Raw genomic sequence first — 18021 nt, forward strand, 5'->3', positions numbered from 1 at the left:
CTTTTCTTATTGTCCAGCTCCGGCGGCTAGAGGCTCGAGGTCATAAGTCAAACCTACCAAAAAGGCAAAGGGCGCCTTTCCGGAAGGTTCGTCTTATGCTTGTCGCCTCTTAGCAAGCCGCCTCCGCTTTTCTTATTGTCCAGCTCCGGCGGCTAGAGGCTCGAGGTCATAAGTCAAACCTACCAAAAAGGCAAAGGGCGCCTTTCCGGAAGGTTCGTCTTATGCTTGTCGCCTCTGAGCGAGCCGCCTCCGCTTTTCTATGTAAATAATATTTCTATATAAGAAGAAACCAACAGAATAGTAATTAGAATATTGATGGTTCTAAAGACTTTAGGCTGGCGTTCTTCAGGTATTTCTTTTTGTAAACATAAAGCGTTTGTCATTTTATTTATATAGAATAAAATAAATACGGCAAAAACTAAAAACATGGAGATCATCCAAACCCCTCCCCGTTATCTCCTTTAAGCTCTACAATACCAAACTATTTCTATAAATGGTAGCAGTACACTGTACCAATAAGAAAGTAGAAGGGTGACATCAATCATTGACCAATCCGTCAACGAATTTTCATCACCCTTACTGATAAATTAATATTTCATACCCTTCTTCATTTTCTTCAATTAATGCGTTCTTTGGTGAAGACATTAACTGCTTTACATAAATAAAGTCAATTGCACAAATTCCTGAATGATAGGCAAGTAGCATGGTAAAGTAATGGGAATAATGTGCAAAGTGGAAACATCCATATAACAAGATACTGTTAATTATCAGAAATGGAGTAATTAAAGCTAATAAATAACGGTATTTTGAAATAGGTATGTCCACCCGTAAAGACACGATAGGAAGAATCGCTAATTTCCGATTACATTTCCATTTCATTTTGCTCACATAAGGAAAGATAGGAAGAAAATGAAAAAACTTATGCATAGGGTATATACTAATTAGTCCAAAAATGAAAACCATTAAATGATTATCATAAAATGAACTAGGAAATAGTAACTTAATTGGAACGTATATAAATGAGAATACCATCATCATGATGATGGATGAAAGTAAAAAGACTCGGTAAAAACCAAATTGTTTTTCTAAGTTTATTGATTTCCAGCAATGCATAAAAAAATCGCCTCCATAGACGACAAGGTTTAATTTAACGCTTAACATACCTTATTACGATTGGAGGAAAAAATCAATAGGTTTTTAATAGTTTTTTCAATGATTTTTCAAGAGGTATTTAAAGACATACATTTTATTGTTTTGTACAATGAAAACGGGAAAGATCAATTATTTTACATAGTATGAATCATATGAATTTTTATGAGTGTTTTAGATCATTTTCTATATTCGTACCTAATCAAAGGAAAAACGACTTAATGGTCGCTTTTCATATCAAACTATCAACAGATTGGTGATTAAAATGGATGATTTACTAAATATAATAGAAAAGCTTGAATATTATCAGAGACTTATGGCTGAAATGGTGCCAAAGGAAGGATATGCCTTTCATCGATTGGTCATTAAGAATGGATTAACAGAGGAAGAGGTGGAGGAATTTTATAATCTTTGTGATGTGATGAGCAAGAAAATAGAAAAACAAAAAGCGGAAGAATTTGTTTACAATACTCCGCTTTTTAAAGAATTTGAAAAGGAATTGCACTCAGAGCTGAATGTGATTGAAGTGGTTGATAGCTGTTTAGCTCAGAATATTTATCCAACTTTAATGCAACAGTTAAAAAAGAGTTTATAGATTAAGCGAGATCTTCTTTATCTTCAAACAATTCACTAAGCTTGCCATTGTCATCTGAGAAATCATTATCAATGTTGTGAAATGACTTTTCGAATATCTCCATGAAATCGTTTCCGTATATATTTCGAACCACAGTCATCATTTCAATCATTTCAGGGAACTTTCCATATAATTCTCTTAATGGAGAGACTCCTTGAAAAATGGAATGACTCTCTGGCTTATAATTCTTCATAAGTTCCAGAAGAATTCCTTCACCTTTTTCAGTTAGTTGAATATATGTGTTCCTTTTATCATTGTCACGTTTCGAAAATTGCAATAATTCTCTTTCCTCCAACTTTTTTGAAAAATTAAAAGCTGTCGATACATGCATGACTCCGAACTTCGCTACGTCTGAAATTGAAGCACCTTTAAGGTGATACGCAATCCAAAGAATATGGTGTTCATTAATATTTAAGTCGTATGGCTTGATCCACTGTTGCCAGTCTTTTTCAATGGCTTTCCACAAAGCTTTACTAAGCTGAGCCATTCGTTGACTAAAGAGCATGGCTTCTTTTAAAGAAAATTCTCTTTCCTTCATTTCATTCACCCACTTTGCTAGAAAATCTTTTGAAACTACTTAAGTACTTAAATCCTCACTAAAACTACTATCGGAAAAAAGAAAGCGCTTATATTTTATTATGCCAATAAAATAAAAATTAATAAAGTCTAAATTGACAAAATTTTTAGAAGTCTACAATTTTTGGTGTTTTTTTCTAGTAATAGGCGAGTAAAAAAGCTTTTTTTTAAGTATTCAGCGATTGATATTAACATGTAAGAAAAAAGCCTGTTCTTAAAATTGCTGTTTTTCACTATTAAGCTTTGTCACGCAAATCTATTTAATATGGTGAGGGGAACTGCCTATACTCCTGCGGGAAAACGGGCGTGCTAAAGACCCCCAACTTAAAGAAAAAAGACCCTCATTACTTTTGTAATGGATCTCATCTTTTGAAAAGTTAAGATTCATTACAAAAGTAATTTGGGTCATGGGATGGTTATTTTGGTGAATTTAAAGAATTCTCAAGATCTTCAATTGATTTTTGGATAGCTTGCAGTTCCTCTTGAAGCTGCTGGTTATTAGGTTCAGTTGAAGCTTGCCACTGCTTAAATGAAGTTTGAAGGTCTTTGGAAAGCTGTATTACTGTTTCCTTCCCTTCTTGAGAAAGAGTTCCGATTGAATCTTTAATTTCTCCAATGTGAATCTTCATATCTTCAAAGACCTGGCTCCAATCATCTTTTTTGTCCTTGAGCTGAGTTCTAAGATCTTTCCCTGAAGAAGGGGCTGAAAGAATGGCGCTAATTCCGCCGATGACTCCACCAATTAATAGTCCGTATCCTAACGATTTTTTTCTCATTATTGATCACCTCATTCTTCTATAATACTCTATTTCTACAACTAATCTCTATATTCCTTTCCCTAAAATGCCATTTTAAAAACAACTCAAATCATATCCTTAAACTTTTCAGCATAAAAATAAGGTTAAGAGGCTGAATGGGGGAGGAGTGTGGAAGGATGGACGGCATTATTTTTGGTTTTTTTGCACTTAGTGGCGTATTGTTCTTAAGTATGGTTTATAATTTTATCAGTATTCAAAAGCCGGGTATGTATCCTCCGAAGAATATTTTAAAGAAACGAGCAGCCATTTTAGGTTCTGGAGGATTGGTGACCTTTTTAGTTGGTGTTTTTTGTTGGCTGATTGTTTAGTATTAAAGATAAAAAAGGGACAACATTCAAAAGAATGTTGTCCCTTTATATCATATTAGGATAGTTGTTCAGTTGTAACAGCTTCCTTAATGGTTGAACGTTTTAAGATACCGTTAATGATTGGATATACAACAAACATTGCACCAGCATTTACTAATGTGGCTGGAAGTACTACTGCTGCAAATAGAGCGAAAAATGCTCCTGGTAATCCAACAATTAAATAGGCAGAAAGCAAGAAAATACTCCCTGAAACAAGTGTTCCGACTGCTGTAAGCACAGAAGCACCTATAATAGTTGAAGTAAACCTTTTGCTTGCTAAAAATAAACCATAGAAAACGAATGCTGTGATAGGCTTATCAATCAGATTAGGTAGAAAACCTCCAGGGAATTGTGTGGTTAAACCTGAAATAACCCCGGTTAAGATACCTAATAACAAAACATTTTTCCTTGCTGGAAAAAGGATAATTCCTAAAAACATCATCGTTAGCATCATATCAGGCTTCATTCCTAAAAAGATACCTGGTATAACAGTGTGTAGAACGGCTCCGATCCCAACTAATAAAGATAGGGATACTAGTGTTTTTGTATTCATTTCTCATCTCTCCTCAACTATTCTATACTTTTAATAGGTCTTCTCCTAATGTGCACTCATTGCCATTAGCGAAAAGATAGGTATATTATAACACGGTATGACACCTTGTCAAAGGTAAAAGGTCCGATATTTCTAGCTTTAGTTATGACAAGTGCTGTCCTATTGAATCAGCTATTTCCTTTAAATCTTCTTGGGTGTATTCATCATTATGTGTTTTCCAAATAGCACCGAATCCGTCTCCTTTTCCGTAACGAGGAATTAGGTGAAGGTGAAAATGGAAAACAGATTGTCCTGCTTGTTCACCAGTATTACTTAACAAGTTCATTCCAACCGGTTCATACTCAGTTTTGATGCTATTAGCGATTTTTGGGGCGATGGAGAACAAGTGACTTGCTAACTCAGGTGTTAGCTCATATACATTTTCCTGATGTTCTTTAGGAATGAGTAAGGTATGCCCCTTTGTTACTTGACTAATATCAAGGAATGCGAGAACGTGTTCATCTTCATATACTTTCATAGCAGGAATATCACCTGAAATGATTTTACAGAAAATACAATCACTCATGTTATTTCCACCCTTCAAAATGGTATTTTTATGTAACGTGATTTAAAATGTATTTTAACATGAATTGGTATAGAAATGAAGAAGAGACAGGATCGATTTTCCTGCCTCTCTCTTCTGAAGGGGTATTACTTTAAAGGTTTATGCGGCAAGCTTCCTTCTCTTTGATAAACACCTCATTTGCTAGTAGCTGCTGTGTGAAGATACCATTCTTAAGTTAGAATGAATATTGTTCAATGCGACCATCCCCTTATCTTTTAGCTAATAAGCATTAAGACAGTAGAAATAGTAAGTCGTCTTGGACAAACACCTCATTTGCTATAAGCATGATTTGTGTAAACAAGTTGGAAGATGAATGACTTTGTTCAAAATGACCATCCCCTTATCTTTTTAGCTGTAAGCGAATAAGACGGTTGATTTAGTCAAAATGTGCTTTAACAAACACCTCATTTATCAAGTTAGTGACGAATGAAAATGGTGAGTGTGTCATTCACTATGAAGACGACCATCTTTAAAGTCGCAAACAATAGTGAAATCGGATAACTGGTCTTTAACAACCACCCCGTTTTTCTTATTGCTGGCCCCTTCAGATATTATGATGTGCAAAAAACCAATACTTATGAATACTAATAAATGGAATAGACGGTTTTCCTTCATGCCTTTATGATTGAATTTTGTTAAGATAGAGTTAATATAGTGGAACAGAAAGGACGTTGCTGCCCGTGTCATTATTAGAGATCACAAACCTCGTTGGAGGATATACCCGTAAACCGGTGTTAAAGGATATATCCTTTAACATTCACTCAAATGAAATTGTTGGCTTAATCGGATTAAATGGAGCAGGAAAAAGCACAACCATAAAACATATAATCGGCCTGATGGAGCCTAAACAAGGAGAAGTTTCCATTAATGGTCAGACATTAAAAAAGAATGCAGATGAATATCGCAAACAGTTTTCTTACATACCCGAAACACCTATTCTTTACGATGAATTAACTCTTGAGGACCATTTAAAGCTTACTGCTATGGCTTATGGATTATCAGAGGTTGAATATAAGGATAGAATCGATAAGCTTCTTAAGGCGTTTCGCATGGAAAAGAAGCTTAGCTGGTTTCCAGCTCACTTCTCAAAAGGAATGAAGCAGAAAGTCATGATTATGTGTGCTTTTCTAATTCAACCGAGTCTTTATATCATTGATGAACCCTTTGTTGGCCTGGATCCACTTGGTATTCAATCATTATTAGAGTGGATGGAGGAAATGAAGCAAAATGGTGCTGGAATTCTTATGTCAACGCACATATTAGCAACAGCAGAAAGATATTGTGACTCTTTTATCATTCTTCATGAAGGGAAAATTAGAGCGAAAGGTACATTAGAAGAGCTTCGTAAAGAATTTTCCATGGAAAATGCTACATTAGATGATATCTATATCCAGTTAACAAAGGAAGAGAATCATGATGAATAATGTAGAAAGTATTTGGAAAAAGCGAATTGTTGAGTATAATCAGGAGCTTCAAAAATATTTAAAATACATGTTTAATGATCATTTATTATTTGTTCTAATATTTGCATTAGGCGGAGCCGCTTTCACTTATAATCAATGGGTGAAGACGTTAGAACCAACATTCCCGGCTCCTATAATTATGGCGGTCATCTTAGGGGTTTTACTAGCCTGGAGCCCTGTTTATACCTTTCTTCGTGAAGCAGATGCTGTTTTTCTTTTGCCTTTAGAAGGCCGTTTATCCGGTTATTTCACCAAAAATATTTGGATTAGCTTTATGTTTCAATCCTATATTCAGTTGCTTGTGTTGGCAGCGTTAATGCCAATGTATGTTGCCGTTACCGGATCCACCTTTAAGCGTTTCTTTCCTTTACTTGCATTTATACTGGCATTGAAGGTTTGGAATTTATATGTGCGTTGGTTTATGCTGCGATTTCAGGAGAAAGAAGCCCATTGGATGGATTCTCTTTTACGAGTTTTATTAAGCGGGGCTATTGTGTTCTTGGTCTTGTCTGGAGCTCCTTATTGGATGACAATCCTGATAGGGATTATCATGCTACTTTACGCATTGTACTTTTATCAAACGTCGAAGACAAAGAATTTAAAATGGGATTTATTGATTAACCTCGAACAGCAAAGGATGTTAATTTTTTATCGTATTGCAAACATGTTTACCGATGTTCCGAAATTAAAAGGAAGGATTCACCGCAGAAAATGGTTGGACGGGCTAGTAAAGACGCCATTTTCAGAAGAGTACACGTATAGGTTTTTATACCTTCGCTCACTAGTAAGAACGAGTGAATATTCAGGTCTATATGTTAGGCTTACATTGATTGGAGCAGTATTAATTTATACAAATCAATCCTTACTAGTAGGTGTATTAACAGCTGTGTTATTCCTATATTTAACAGGCTTTCAATTGATTCCATTGTTTAAGCGTTTTGATTATAAAATTTGGGTACTCCTTTATCCAGTATCGAGAGAATTGAAAAAGTCTTCCTTTCAAAAGGTGATGAATCAATCGATGATGCTTCAAGCCGTCGTGTTTTCTCTACCTTTTTTAATAAAAGGTATGTTGCTTGAATGTGTCATTACTTTATTGCTTGGACTGTCATTTTCTCTCCTGTTTAGTCAGTACTACTTGGTTCAGCGATTAAAAAAGATGGAAGACAGCATCTATTAATGTAGTTTGAAATGAAAGAAAATAACGTTCCGAAAGAGAAGGTGATTCTACTTGCAACATGAAAAAGAAGAGCTTGAATCTTGGAAACGAAAATTTATTCGAAAATCATCAGTACTCCAACGAATGTCTAAACAGGCCCAGACGAAATTGAATCAGTGGATTCCTGAAAAAGCTCATAAGGTAGTAACAGAGAGTATTAAGGTGATGGTTGAAGGGACGTTAAAAGGGAGCGAATGGGTACCGGTTTCAAAAGTGACAAAACAGTCAACTTTACAGGATCGAGAGCGACTTATGAAGGATAGACTTGAATTTCACCGTAAAGCTGCAACCATTGAAGGTGCAGGTACTGGGGCAGGCGGAATCTTTCTTGGATTAGCAGATTTTCCCCTTCTCCTGTCAATAAAAATGAAATTCTTAAGTGAATGTTCCATTATCCATGGGTTTGATCCGAGGAGGTATGAAGAAAGATTATTCTTTTTGTATGTCTTTCAATTGGCATTCTCTAGTGATCAACATAAAAAAGATGTTCTGAACACCATCGAAAATTGGGACATTGAGAAAGAACGCCTTAAAGAGCTGGATTGGCGAACATTTCAGCAGGAGTATCGAGATTATATTGATTTTGTGAAAATGTTACAGCTTGTTCCGGGAATAGGGGCTGTGGTAGGGGCATATGCCAACTATCAGCTTCTGGATCAGTTGGGTGAAGTGGCAAAATTTGCGTATCGAATCCGGTATTTTAACGAAGTAGAAAATGGATAAAGGTCGATCAATGATCGATCTTTTCTTTTTATGTTAGGATGAATATTTGGACGCTAGGAAGAATAGATTCACATCGCTGTTTTTTTTAACAGTTGGAGTGAAGGTGTGAGACTCCAACAAATCAATACAAATAATACTATGAGAGGTGATTTCCCTATGAATAAACGGAAGAGAATATTAAAACCATTCGGCTTGATTTTATTTGTCCTCTTTTTCTTTCTGGCTGGTGTGTTCCACTTCATTCATGCTAGAGGATTTGCTCAAATGATCCCTCCATTCATTCCTATGAGGGAAGAAATGGTTTACATTACAGGCATGGTGGAATTTGTACTTGCAATATTATTATTGCTTCCTAAAACCCGTGAAAAAGCTGGGATATTTACAGCCATATATTTAGTGCTAATCTTCCCTGCCAATATATATGCAGCGATAAAAGGCATTCCTGCACCCGGAAGTGAGGAAGCAAATCAAGTATTGCTTTGGGTACGTTTATTATTCCAGCCCCTTCTCATTTGGTGGGTACTTGCAGTTAGTAAAGTAGAAGAGAAACGGTTTTATTAATAAGAAGGGATCAGCCTCTACCAAGAGGCTGATCCTTTTTGAATTTCTTTTACTGCGAAAAGGATTCTTTTTTAGAATGCTTCTCTTGGTATTGAAGTGTTGCTGAGGCTAATGATTTAGCGGCAATTAATAATGATTTTTCATTAATATCAAATTTAGGGTGATGATGAGGATAAGCAATATCCGCATTTTCAGGCATAGCACCTGTAAAGAAAAATGTTCCTTTTACTTTTTCCAAATAATAAGCAAAATCTTCTCCTCCCATTTGAGGCTCTATTTCTTCTACAGCATGAACTTCATCGATGTGTTTAGCATATTGAACAAATAAGTCCGTTTCCTCAGCGTGATTAACAACAGCAGGATAGCCTCGATCATAGTTATATTCATATTCACAACGTGCAGATAGACAGGTCCCTTTTATCACCTGTTCTATTTCTTTTTCAATAAAATCTCTTACTTCAGGGTTAAATGTTCTGACGGTTCCGATTAGCTTTGCTTGATCAGCAATCACATTGAAGGCATTATCGGCAATAAATGAACCAATGGTGACAACAGCTGGATGAATTGGGTTTACACGTCTACTTACAATTTGCTGAAGATCTGAAACGAGTTGGGAAGCAATGACAATGGAGTCCTTGGTTTTGTGAGGCTGAGCTCCATGACCTCCGGAACCTTTAATCGTTATTTCAAAACGGTCAGCAGCTGCCATAACCGGACCTGTTCTATATAGAACTTTCCCATATGGTTCCTGAGCCCAAAGGTGAGTTCCAAAGATAACATCAACACCATCTAAGCATCCGGCTTCAATCATTGATTTCGCCCCACCAGGAGCATATTCTTCAGCGTGTTGATGTATGAGTACGATTGTACCTGAAAGCTGATCTCTCATCTCATGAAGGGTTTTTCCTAGTACAAGAAGAGTGGCAGTATGGCCATCATGACCACAGGCGTGCATCACGCCTGGAACGGTTGAACGGTATTCAACATCTTTCTCATCGTGAATGGGAAGGGCATCAAAGTCTGCACGTAAAGCGACTGTCTTTCCAGGCAGTTTACCTTTAATGGTTGCAACGACACCATTACCACCGACACCTTCTTGCACTTGAACACCAATATTTTGATAGTAATCCGCAATATATTTCGAGGTGTTAACCTCTTTGAAAGATAATTCAGGATGTTGATGAAGAAATCTTCTGATATTAACCATTTCTAACCAACGTTCTTCTAATTTCTGATATAATTCATTCAGCAAACGTAAAACCTCCTAATAAATGTTGAAGATTAAGAATATTATAACATCAATTAAATTGGGGAAAGAGTTAAATCAAACAAAATAAAGGAGAAATTCAATGAAGAAGCCTCAATACATAAGCGCAATTATTTCATTCATATTATTTATGAGTATCGCCCATTTTGTTTTCTACAAAATGAATATTCCCTTTGATCCCTATTTATTAGAAGTAATGGGTAACTGGGAAATGATTAAAATGTTTTCCGTATTAGGAACTGAATTAGTCATCGGTTTCTCGTCTATTGCTTTGATTCTTTTTTTATGGTGGAAAAAGAAAGATTATGTTGGAGTTTTAACAGTCGTTGTAGCTGTTGCAGGAAGTAATGTGCTAAATAAAGTAATAAAAGGGTTAATGGAGAGAGAAAGACCAACCTTTGCTCATGGTGAAGAAGGATACAGCTTTCCAAGTGGACATGCAATGGTTGGAATTGTATTTCTATTCATTATTGCTTATTACATTAGTAAAGAGTTTACCTCGATAAAAATTAAAGTAACACTTTACATCTGTGGGTTTCTACTGGCTTTTGTAACAGGAATTAGCCGAATCGCAGAAAATGCTCACTACCCATCGGATGTTGCCGCAGGCTTCTTCCTGGGCTATTCTTACTTTGTGCTCTGCATTACCCTTTATGAGAAAAGACCGCAGGAAGAAAGATAGATAAAAGAGAGAGGGACGGACCTTGTAAGGTCCGTCCCTCTCTCTTTTATCTAAATCAAAAACATGGCTACGATGGTGGTGGCAGTTAGTCCGATGAGGACCGGGAGCAGGTTTCGTCTGGCAAGTTCGAATGGATCGACTCCGCAAATAGCTGCAGCTGGAATGAGTGCCCATGGAACGAGCGTTCCACCTCCAACCCAAATAGCTGCCACTTGACCTAATGCAGTAAGGGTAGCAATTCCTGAACCGATGCTTTCCGCAAACAAGTTAGCTACAGAACCTGCAAGAGAGATACCGGAAAAACCTGAGCCATCTAATCCTGTTATGGCACCTACTGTTGTCAGAGTAATGGCTCCAACAGCTTTAGAAATAGGAACAACAGCAGCAAGGGATGCACCAAGGTCGTTTACGATACCTTGTGAAGTTGTAGGGAGGAAATCCCCTATAATCGTTTGAAAACCGGAGTCGCCTAAGTAGAAGAATGCAGCAATTGGAATGACTGGACCAAAAACCTTAAACCCAAATTGAAATCCGTCTATCATAAAGCTGGTTGTTTTCTCCAATCCCTTCCCTTTAAAGGCAGATAAAGAGATTAAGAGGAGAATCACGATAGATGTTCCTCCAATCAAAGCCGTTGCATCTCCCCCTTGTAAATCAAATATAACCATCGCTGTAATATCAAGAGCAAATAAGATGGGAATAAGAATAGCAATTCCTTTTTTCCATTTTGATGACAAGTGATGCGGTGATTCTTCACCTTGATCCACATTCACAAAAGAGTTGGTATCCACAGTTAGGCTTCCATTCTTCATATCCCTTTTCAAAAATATAAAAGCGGTAACGGTTGTGACTACACCCATGACAATAATAAGTGGAATACTTGCAGAAATGACATCTGAAACAGGTATTCCTGCAGCATCTGCTGTTAATTTAGGGGCGGCTTGAATGACAAAATCCCCTGATAATGCAATACCATGACCAAATAGATTCATGGCCATGGCAATTCCAAGAGCAGGTAACCCTACTCGGAGAGCTACCGGAACTAATACTGCACCTAAAAGTGCTACTGCTGGAGATGGCCAGAAAAACCATGAAATAAACATCATAACGAGCCCAATCGTCCAGTAAGCAAGGGTGGGAGTTCGAATGAATGTGGTAAATGGTCGGATCATTACATCATTGATCCCAGTTGATGTTAACCCTTTACTCATAGCTACGATAATGGAAATTACAAGTATCGTAGACAGTAGTTCGGTTATAGCAAAGATAAAGCTATTAAAAATGCTGCTAATGGAACCACTTAATGAACCCGTTGCTACTAGAGCAATACTGAATATTCCCAGAATACATATAATCGTCGTATCCTTGCGGAAAATCATAAATAGGATAATCAACCCTATGAAAGCTAAATAAATCCAATGAAGAGATGTTAAATCAATCCCCATCTTAAGGACCTCCTTCAAACTTCAAATAATAGGCATTCGCCCGCATTTGTGTACTTATAGATTATGAAAATAGCAAAAAGGTGTGATTCAGTGGAAACTAATTTTTTCAGTCTGAAGACGTAGACAAAATCATGCCCATGCTCCTCATTCTCTAAAATAAAACAATCTATAATAGAGTAAATAACAGGAATTCAACCTTTTATAGCGAAAATAATACGTAGATGCAAAGGCGGTGTCTAAATGAGATACAGAGGAAGAAAACAGTGGTTTTTCTCTTTTTTATTGATGGTAATAGGCGTGTGGTTATTACTATTGAATATTGGTGTCATTTCCTTGGAAATAACGCAGATATTTGTCAATATAATTCCCATTTTGTTAGTAGTATTGGGTTTGAAGTGGACAATAGACAGTATGTTAAGAAAGAGCTTTGGGAAATTACTGTTTGGACTTTTCAGCTTATCATTGGGAGCCCTGATCATGCTCGATCGGTTGCAAGTAGTTGACTTCCACTATGGAAGCTGGTGGAAACTATGGCCGTTACTGATTATTGCCATAGCGATTCATCGAGTATTAGTAAATAAACCAATCAAAGTTAGTATAAGTAACGAATTTCCGTATGAGAAACCATCGAAGAAAGATTTTATAAATAAAGCAAAAGAATTGGATGAAATAATTCCTAAGAAGAATAAAATGAACAGAGGTTTTATTGTTGGGGATATTCGATTTTCTGAACCAAACTGGCCATTAGAAAACATGAAACTATACAATGCCATTGGAGATTATTACTTTGACTTCAGCAAAGCTTATATTCCAGAGGGGGAAACTCCCATAGAAATTAAAGGTTGGATAGGCGATGTGAAGATGATCATTCCAGAAAATATACCAGTGGAAATTAAATTGAAGGTGCAGGTTGGAGATGTTAAATTATTCGACCAGAAATCGGCGGATCTTCGTTCGGAACTATTTTACCGTTCCCCAGACTATGAACAGGCAGGTAAAAAAATTAACTTATTGATTGATGTGAAAATTGGTTCAATTAGAATTACCCGTATATAAAAATACCATCACAGAATATCGGAAAGAGACAATCTTGTGCAAAAGGGGGGAATCACTTGAAGAAATCTTCAAACATCAGAAACTGGATATTTAAAAGCTTTTTCATGATGTCCATAATGGGGACATTATTCTTCTTTATATCACTTCAAATGTATATATTGGTATCTGATAATCCAAGTATTTCTCTTGGTCTATCCATTTATTTAACGTTATGGATTTTTACCATTCTCCTGATATTGAGTATATATTTTGGATTTAGAACGGGTTATACCTTTAAAGGAAGAATTGATGATATTTCTACATTTGTAACTCTTTTAAGAAGTGGGAAGTTTTCTGCAAGAGTGGATCGATTTGAACAAGATGAGATTGGTATATTGTCAGATGAATTGAATCAGCTGGCAGAGTTTATTCAGGAACAAGTGAAATCTTTGCAGCGTTTAGCTGATGAAAAATCTGAGCTTGCCGATCAAGCCCACCAAGCAGCAGTAATGGAGGAACGTCAAAGACTGGCAAGAGACTTGCATGATTCCGTTAGCCAGCAATTGTTTGCTTTAAACATGCTTTCGTCAGCTGCCCAAAAGACAGTGGGAAAAGAACTAAAGGTTGAACCGATTGTAAAGCAAATAGCTGAAATAGCAGGGAAAGCACAGGGAGAAATGAGAGCACTTCTACTGCATTTGAGACCCATTGATTTAAAAGGAGAAGGATTGTGTGAAGCACTAACCATCTTAATTCGGGAACTGAAAGAAAAGACACAAATTGAAATAGAAGCAGTTTTAGAGGGAATTGAAGATTTATCGAAAGGGACAGAAACTCATTTATTTCGGATTATCCAAGAAAGCCTGTCCAATATTCTCCGTCATTCAGAAGCCACCAGGGTGAAGATTGTCACTGAAAAAAAAGAAGGTTATTTAACAGTATATATAAGTGATAACGGTAAAGGGTTTAATTTAAAGGAAAATAAAATGACTTCATACGGGCTTCAAACCATGAGGGAGAGAGCTGAAGAAATAGGAGGACGTTTTCAAATTCGCTCTAAACAATTAGAGGGAACTTATATTGATTTGAGAATTCCAGTCTAAAGGAGGGGGAAGGTTATGAATAAAGTAAAAGTGATGATTGTAGACGATCATGAAATGGTTCGATTAGGAATGAGAACCTATTTATTAACTGAGGATAAGGTAGAGTTTCTGGGAGAAGCAAGTAGTGGTAGAGAGGCTATTAAGTTAGCAAAACTTTACATGCCTGACGTGATACTTATGGATTTATTGATGGAAGACGGAAATGGAATTGAAGCAACAGAGCAAATATTAACATTTCATCCATCGTGTAAAATCATTATTTTAACAAGCTATTATGATGATGAAAAAGTTTTTCCCGCCATTGAAGCAGGCGCCCATAGTTACTTATTAAAAACGGCAAGTGCAGAGGAAGTAACATCAGCTGTGTACAAAGCGTCCAAAGGAGAATCTGTTATCGCTTCTAAAGTAGCAGATAAAATGATGAATCGTTTCAGACCGAAAGATAAAAAGCCCCATGAAGAATTAACGACCAGAGAGTTCGATGTCCTTAAATGTTTAGGTGAAGGGATGACAAATCAGGAAATTTCAGAGGAATTATTTATTGGCATTAAAACAGTAAAGACACATGTCAGTAATATCTTAAGTAAATTAGGGGTTTCAGATCGAACTCAAGCAGCGATCTATGCAAATCGAAATGGAATTCTTTATGATGGAAAAGAGTAATCAGCAAGGGGGCATAGTCAAAGGGAGTAAGTTGTATCACTCCTCTTGACTATGCCCCCTATGCTAGGTTCAGGTTTTGTTTAATAAATGGTCGACTTATTTTTATTTGTATTAAAAGATAATATCTGTTGAGTAGATTGAATAGTAGCAAACTCATTATGAAGATTTGCCAGTGAAAGATTATGAACAATTTCAGCAGAAAATAACGAGCTATCAAAGGATTTGGTCTCAAAGCAAGCAGTAGCATCACAGGGAATAATGATTTCATAGCCCAAATTCGCTCCCATTCGAGCGGTTGAAGAAACACAATGGTTTGTGGTGAACCCTATTATGACAAGTGTAAGAAATTTTTCCTTTTTAAAATAAAGATCTAAATCCGTATCAATAAAGGCACTGTTAACATGTTTAATGATATGTTTTTCATTTCGAAGGGGGAGGAAATCATTCAGGAATTTAAAGCCATTCGAACTGGAATGCAATAAAGAATCCATCTTGGTTGACGAATGTTGAACATGTACTATCGGCCAGGCTTTCTCTCTCCAAAAAGATAATAATTCTTTTGCGTTTTTCTCCATTTCTACGTTATTCCGTTTACCCCAGGCAGGATGACTAAATGCCTTCTGAAAGTCAATAAGAAGTAAGCATGTTTGACTCATCACTCATCTACTCCTTTAATGTTAAAGTGGACTTAGACACTTCTTACAGGGGTATTTCTCTTTCAGAATGAAGGCAAGTATAGATAACAATACGATAAAGTATACTGTGTGAAAAATGGAATTATGTATGATCAATGAACTCTTTACAAAAGATTTAAAGAGTCTTTTTTGTGATTTTTAATTTTTTTCTTCTATTATTAATATACTTTTTGCGAAGATTGTGATTTGAAATATGTGTTCTTCCCATTGCTCTGTCAACCAGTATGTGCTGGTTGGTGAGGGTATAGATAATATGGAGATACATATTTACTAATAACTGATTTTTGAGCATCATAACGAGGTTAAATTGGTGCACCTTTGTAAATCGTTTTTTTTCTATCTATATTATTAGGTGCATAAATGTAGAAGCACAGAGTGGATTGTAGCGGAAGGCACTTGACTCCTGCGGGAAATAGAGGCTCGACTTCCTCCCCGTGGAAAGCAATTCCCTGGAGCGGAAAGGAACGGTCCAGTTTTGTTTCTATCACCCATCTAAAACTATACGATTTACTGTTTTGGAGTTATGTAAAGCAGATGTAGCAAACAATCTTTAAGAAAAGTACCATTTTAAAGTTCCCCTTTAACGAAAAAAAGCTAACAGATAAACTGTTAGCTTTTTGTTAGAGACTATTGCTCTGAACTAATATAATAATTTGTTACATAAGAAGCACGGGGGAAAATGTCTTTTTTAGAATCAATTCCTTCTTCAGTTCCTCGTTTTTCATGTGCTTTTTGATATTGTTTTGATTCTTGCCATCCAAGGAAGCTCTTTTCGTTCTCCCACAGAGTCATAATAACATATGTATCAGAGTCTAATGGACGAAGGACACGAATAGCAATGAAACCTGATACCTCTTCAATAAGGCCAGCACGATTTTTAAATCGATACTCAAATAGGGGACGTCCTTCATCTGTGACGGGGATGTTATTAAAAACAGCATACCCTCTATTGTCCAGTTCACCTGAGGAATCGACAATTTCATAACTTCTAGGAGATTGGAAAATACTATCACTGTTTGTTTCATGTACTAAAAGAGCGTCTGTACCTTGCATAAGAAGCATTTTCTCTTCTGGATGTTGATCCATGATCTTTTTTAAGTATTCATGAGTTCCAGTCGTCATATACATATTCATTTAAATCACCTCAAAATAGTAGTTACCTCTATTATACTCTTCCCTATTCTATATCTCATGTAACCTAATTTAAGAACAATTTTCTATAAATAGATGGACGTCAATCTTTAGACAAAGAAATATCGGCAAATTTATGACATTTTCACATGAAAACTATACAATTCTTCATAAAACGAATATAGTTTAAAAGGGTTACCAAATGAACGGTATAGGTAGACAATTTTAGAATCTAATTAATTTATTATACAATGATTAATAGAGATAAGTAGAAAGGTGGACAAACATAGGTATGAAACCAATGAATGATACATTTTTAAGAGCAGCAAAGGGAGAAAAAACAGATTATACACCCGTATGGTATATGAGGCAAGCTGGTCGTTCACAGCCTGAATATCGTAAAATTAAGGAGAAGTATTCTCTCTTTGAAATTACTCATCAACCTGAATTATGTGCTTACGTAACGAGGCTCCCAGTAGAGCAATATGATGTAGACGCTGCAATACTTTACAAAGACATTATGTCACCCCTTCCATCTATCGGTGTAGACGTGGAAATTAAATCAGGAATTGGGCCAGTAATTGATAATCCTATCCGAACAGTTGCTGATGTTGAAAAGCTTGGGGAAATCAATCCTGAAGAGGATGTACCATATGTTTTAGAAACCATAAAATTATTAACTCAAGAACAATTATCAGTTCCTTTAATCGGTTTTGCAGGTGCACCATTTACTATGGCCAGCTACATGATTGAAGGAGGACCATCAAAGAACTATAACAAAACAAAAGCCTTTATGTATGCAGAACCAAATGCTTGGTTTGCTCTAATGAATAAACTGGCAGACATGACCATTACGTATGCCAAAGCGCAAATAAAAGCAGGAGCGTCTGCTTTCCAAATATTCGATTCATGGGTTGGGGCTTTAAATGTACAAGATTACCGAACGTTTATTAAACCAATAATGGAGAAGATTTTTACAGAGCTGAAAAAAGAAAATGTTCCTTTAATTATGTTTGGTGTAGGAGCAAGTCACCTTGCTAAAGAATGGCATGACCTTCCACTTGATGTAGTAGGTTTAGATTGGCGTCTTCCAATTCAAGAAGCACGGAGTATGGGTATTACCAAAACAGTCCAAGGGAATTTAGATCCTTCTATTCTTTTGGCTCCTTGGGAAGTGATTGAAGAAAGAGCCAAAGCGATACTTGATCAAGGGATGGAACTTCCAAGTTACATCTTTAATCTAGGCCATGGAGTATTTCCTCAGGTGAATCCTGATACTCTGAAGCGTCTAACAGCCTTCGTTCATGAATACAGTGCTAAGTAAAAACACATTAACGAGTGTAAATGCGTGGA

Annotated in this window: 21 protein-coding genes; 11 read left to right on the top strand and 10 right to left on the bottom strand. The window is 36.4% G+C overall.

The features are described 5' to 3' along the window. Positions 1–257: 257 nt before the first annotated feature. Positions 258–437, bottom strand: coding sequence for a hypothetical protein (locus IQI_RS07985; RefSeq protein WP_034763303.1), 180 nt, complete (start codon positions 435–437; stop codon positions 258–260). A 139-nt stretch (positions 438–576) separates the two neighbouring features. Beyond that, positions 577–1113, bottom strand: a complete 537-nt coding sequence (locus tag IQI_RS07990) for a DUF3267 domain-containing protein (protein ID WP_064092131.1) — start codon at positions 1111–1113, stop codon at positions 577–579. Positions 1114–1414: 301 nt separating this feature from the next. Here IQI_RS07990 and IQI_RS07995 point away from each other — a divergent pair, with 301 nt between their 5' ends. Beyond that, complete coding sequence (locus IQI_RS07995) at positions 1415–1744, top strand: DUF1878 family protein (RefSeq protein WP_064092132.1); 330 nt, start codon at positions 1415–1417, stop codon at positions 1742–1744. Position 1745: 1 nt separating this feature from the next. On the opposite strand, the gene IQI_RS08000 is transcribed toward IQI_RS07995, so the two are convergent. Next, the gene (locus IQI_RS08000; protein ID WP_064092133.1) at positions 1746–2321 is read right to left on the bottom strand and encodes an HTH-type transcriptional regulator Hpr; all 576 of its coding nucleotides are present in this window, start codon (positions 2319–2321) and stop codon (positions 1746–1748) included. A gap of 454 nt (positions 2322–2775) precedes the next feature. After that, positions 2776–3135 (bottom strand): YtxH domain-containing protein, encoded by a 360-nt coding sequence (locus IQI_RS08005; RefSeq protein ID WP_064092134.1) that lies wholly within the window; start codon positions 3133–3135, stop codon positions 2776–2778. A gap of 158 nt (positions 3136–3293) precedes the next feature. Here IQI_RS08005 and IQI_RS08010 point away from each other — a divergent pair, with 158 nt between their 5' ends. After that, on the top strand, positions 3294–3485 hold the full coding sequence (locus IQI_RS08010; protein WP_064092135.1) for a hypothetical protein: 192 nt from the start codon (positions 3294–3296) through the stop codon (positions 3483–3485). Between the two features lie 55 nt (positions 3486–3540). Here IQI_RS08010 and IQI_RS08015 read toward each other — a convergent pair whose 3' ends face one another. Both IQI_RS08015 and IQI_RS08020 read right to left on the bottom strand, forming a co-directional pair. Continuing rightward, positions 3541–4077, bottom strand: a complete 537-nt coding sequence (locus IQI_RS08015) for a tryptophan transporter (protein WP_064092136.1) — start codon at positions 4075–4077, stop codon at positions 3541–3543. A gap of 142 nt (positions 4078–4219) precedes the next feature. Further along, a complete protein-coding gene (locus IQI_RS08020) occupies positions 4220–4642 on the bottom strand; it encodes an HIT family protein (RefSeq protein ID WP_064092137.1) in 423 nt (140 codons plus the stop codon). 719 nt (positions 4643–5361) lie between these two features. Between IQI_RS08020 and IQI_RS08025 the strand changes: the two genes are divergently transcribed. The 4 genes from IQI_RS08025 (at position 5362) to IQI_RS08040 (ending at position 8647) form a co-directional block, all read left to right on the top strand. Then, a complete protein-coding gene (locus IQI_RS08025) occupies positions 5362–6105 on the top strand; it encodes an ABC transporter ATP-binding protein (protein WP_064092138.1) in 744 nt (247 codons plus the stop codon). Continuing rightward, the gene (locus IQI_RS08030) at positions 6095–7324 is read left to right on the top strand and encodes an ABC transporter permease (RefSeq protein WP_231893399.1); all 1230 of its coding nucleotides are present in this window, start codon (positions 6095–6097) and stop codon (positions 7322–7324) included. Before IQI_RS08025 ends, IQI_RS08030 begins: the two co-directional genes overlap by 11 nt. Before the next feature lie 51 nt (positions 7325–7375). Next, entirely contained in the window at positions 7376–8086 is a 711-nt protein-coding gene (locus IQI_RS08035; RefSeq protein ID WP_064092139.1) for an EcsC family protein, read from the top strand. A gap of 156 nt (positions 8087–8242) precedes the next feature. Continuing rightward, complete coding sequence (locus IQI_RS08040; protein WP_064092140.1) at positions 8243–8647, top strand: DoxX family protein; 405 nt, start codon at positions 8243–8245, stop codon at positions 8645–8647. A 49-nt stretch (positions 8648–8696) separates the two neighbouring features. On the opposite strand, the gene IQI_RS08045 is transcribed toward IQI_RS08040, so the two are convergent. Next, positions 8697–9899: a M20 metallopeptidase family protein gene (locus IQI_RS08045; protein ID WP_064092141.1), complete on the bottom strand. Its 1203-nt coding sequence runs from the start codon at positions 9897–9899 to the stop codon at positions 8697–8699. A gap of 97 nt (positions 9900–9996) precedes the next feature. Between IQI_RS08045 and IQI_RS08050 the strand changes: the two genes are divergently transcribed. Next, the gene (locus tag IQI_RS08050) at positions 9997–10596 is read left to right on the top strand and encodes a phosphatase PAP2 family protein (RefSeq protein WP_064092142.1); all 600 of its coding nucleotides are present in this window, start codon (positions 9997–9999) and stop codon (positions 10594–10596) included. A gap of 50 nt (positions 10597–10646) precedes the next feature. On the opposite strand, the gene IQI_RS08055 is transcribed toward IQI_RS08050, so the two are convergent. Beyond that, on the bottom strand, positions 10647–12041 hold the full coding sequence (locus IQI_RS08055; RefSeq protein ID WP_064092143.1) for a hypothetical protein: 1395 nt from the start codon (positions 12039–12041) through the stop codon (positions 10647–10649). A gap of 240 nt (positions 12042–12281) precedes the next feature. On the opposite strand from IQI_RS08055, the gene liaF reads away from it, so the two are divergent. The 3 genes from liaF to IQI_RS08070 are packed head-to-tail and all read left to right on the top strand — an operon-like array spanning position 12282 to position 14842. Beyond that, complete coding sequence (liaF, locus tag IQI_RS08060; RefSeq protein ID WP_064092144.1) at positions 12282–13097, top strand: cell wall-active antibiotics response protein LiaF; 816 nt, start codon at positions 12282–12284, stop codon at positions 13095–13097. A 56-nt stretch (positions 13098–13153) separates the two neighbouring features. Beyond that, a complete protein-coding gene (locus IQI_RS08065; protein WP_231893400.1) occupies positions 13154–14179 on the top strand; it encodes a sensor histidine kinase in 1026 nt (341 codons plus the stop codon). 15 nt (positions 14180–14194) lie between these two features. Next, the gene (locus IQI_RS08070) at positions 14195–14842 is read left to right on the top strand and encodes a response regulator transcription factor (protein ID WP_064092145.1); all 648 of its coding nucleotides are present in this window, start codon (positions 14195–14197) and stop codon (positions 14840–14842) included. A gap of 80 nt (positions 14843–14922) precedes the next feature. Here IQI_RS08070 and IQI_RS08075 read toward each other — a convergent pair whose 3' ends face one another. Together IQI_RS08075 and IQI_RS08080 are read right to left on the bottom strand one after the other, a co-directional pair. After that, a complete protein-coding gene (locus tag IQI_RS08075; RefSeq protein WP_064092146.1) occupies positions 14923–15498 on the bottom strand; it encodes a cysteine hydrolase family protein in 576 nt (191 codons plus the stop codon). Positions 15499–16164: 666 nt separating this feature from the next. Beyond that, positions 16165–16671, bottom strand: coding sequence for an antibiotic biosynthesis monooxygenase family protein (locus tag IQI_RS08080; protein ID WP_064092147.1), 507 nt, complete (start codon positions 16669–16671; stop codon positions 16165–16167). Positions 16672–16960: 289 nt separating this feature from the next. Between IQI_RS08080 and hemE the strand changes: the two genes are divergently transcribed. Beyond that, positions 16961–17992, top strand: a complete 1032-nt coding sequence (gene hemE / locus IQI_RS08085) for a uroporphyrinogen decarboxylase (RefSeq protein ID WP_064092148.1) — start codon at positions 16961–16963, stop codon at positions 17990–17992. Positions 17993–18021 lie beyond the last annotated feature (29 nt).

This window comes from Rossellomorea aquimaris TF-12 (assembly GCF_001648555.1).
GTDB lineage: Bacteria > Bacillota > Bacilli > Bacillales > Bacillaceae_B > Rossellomorea > Rossellomorea aquimaris.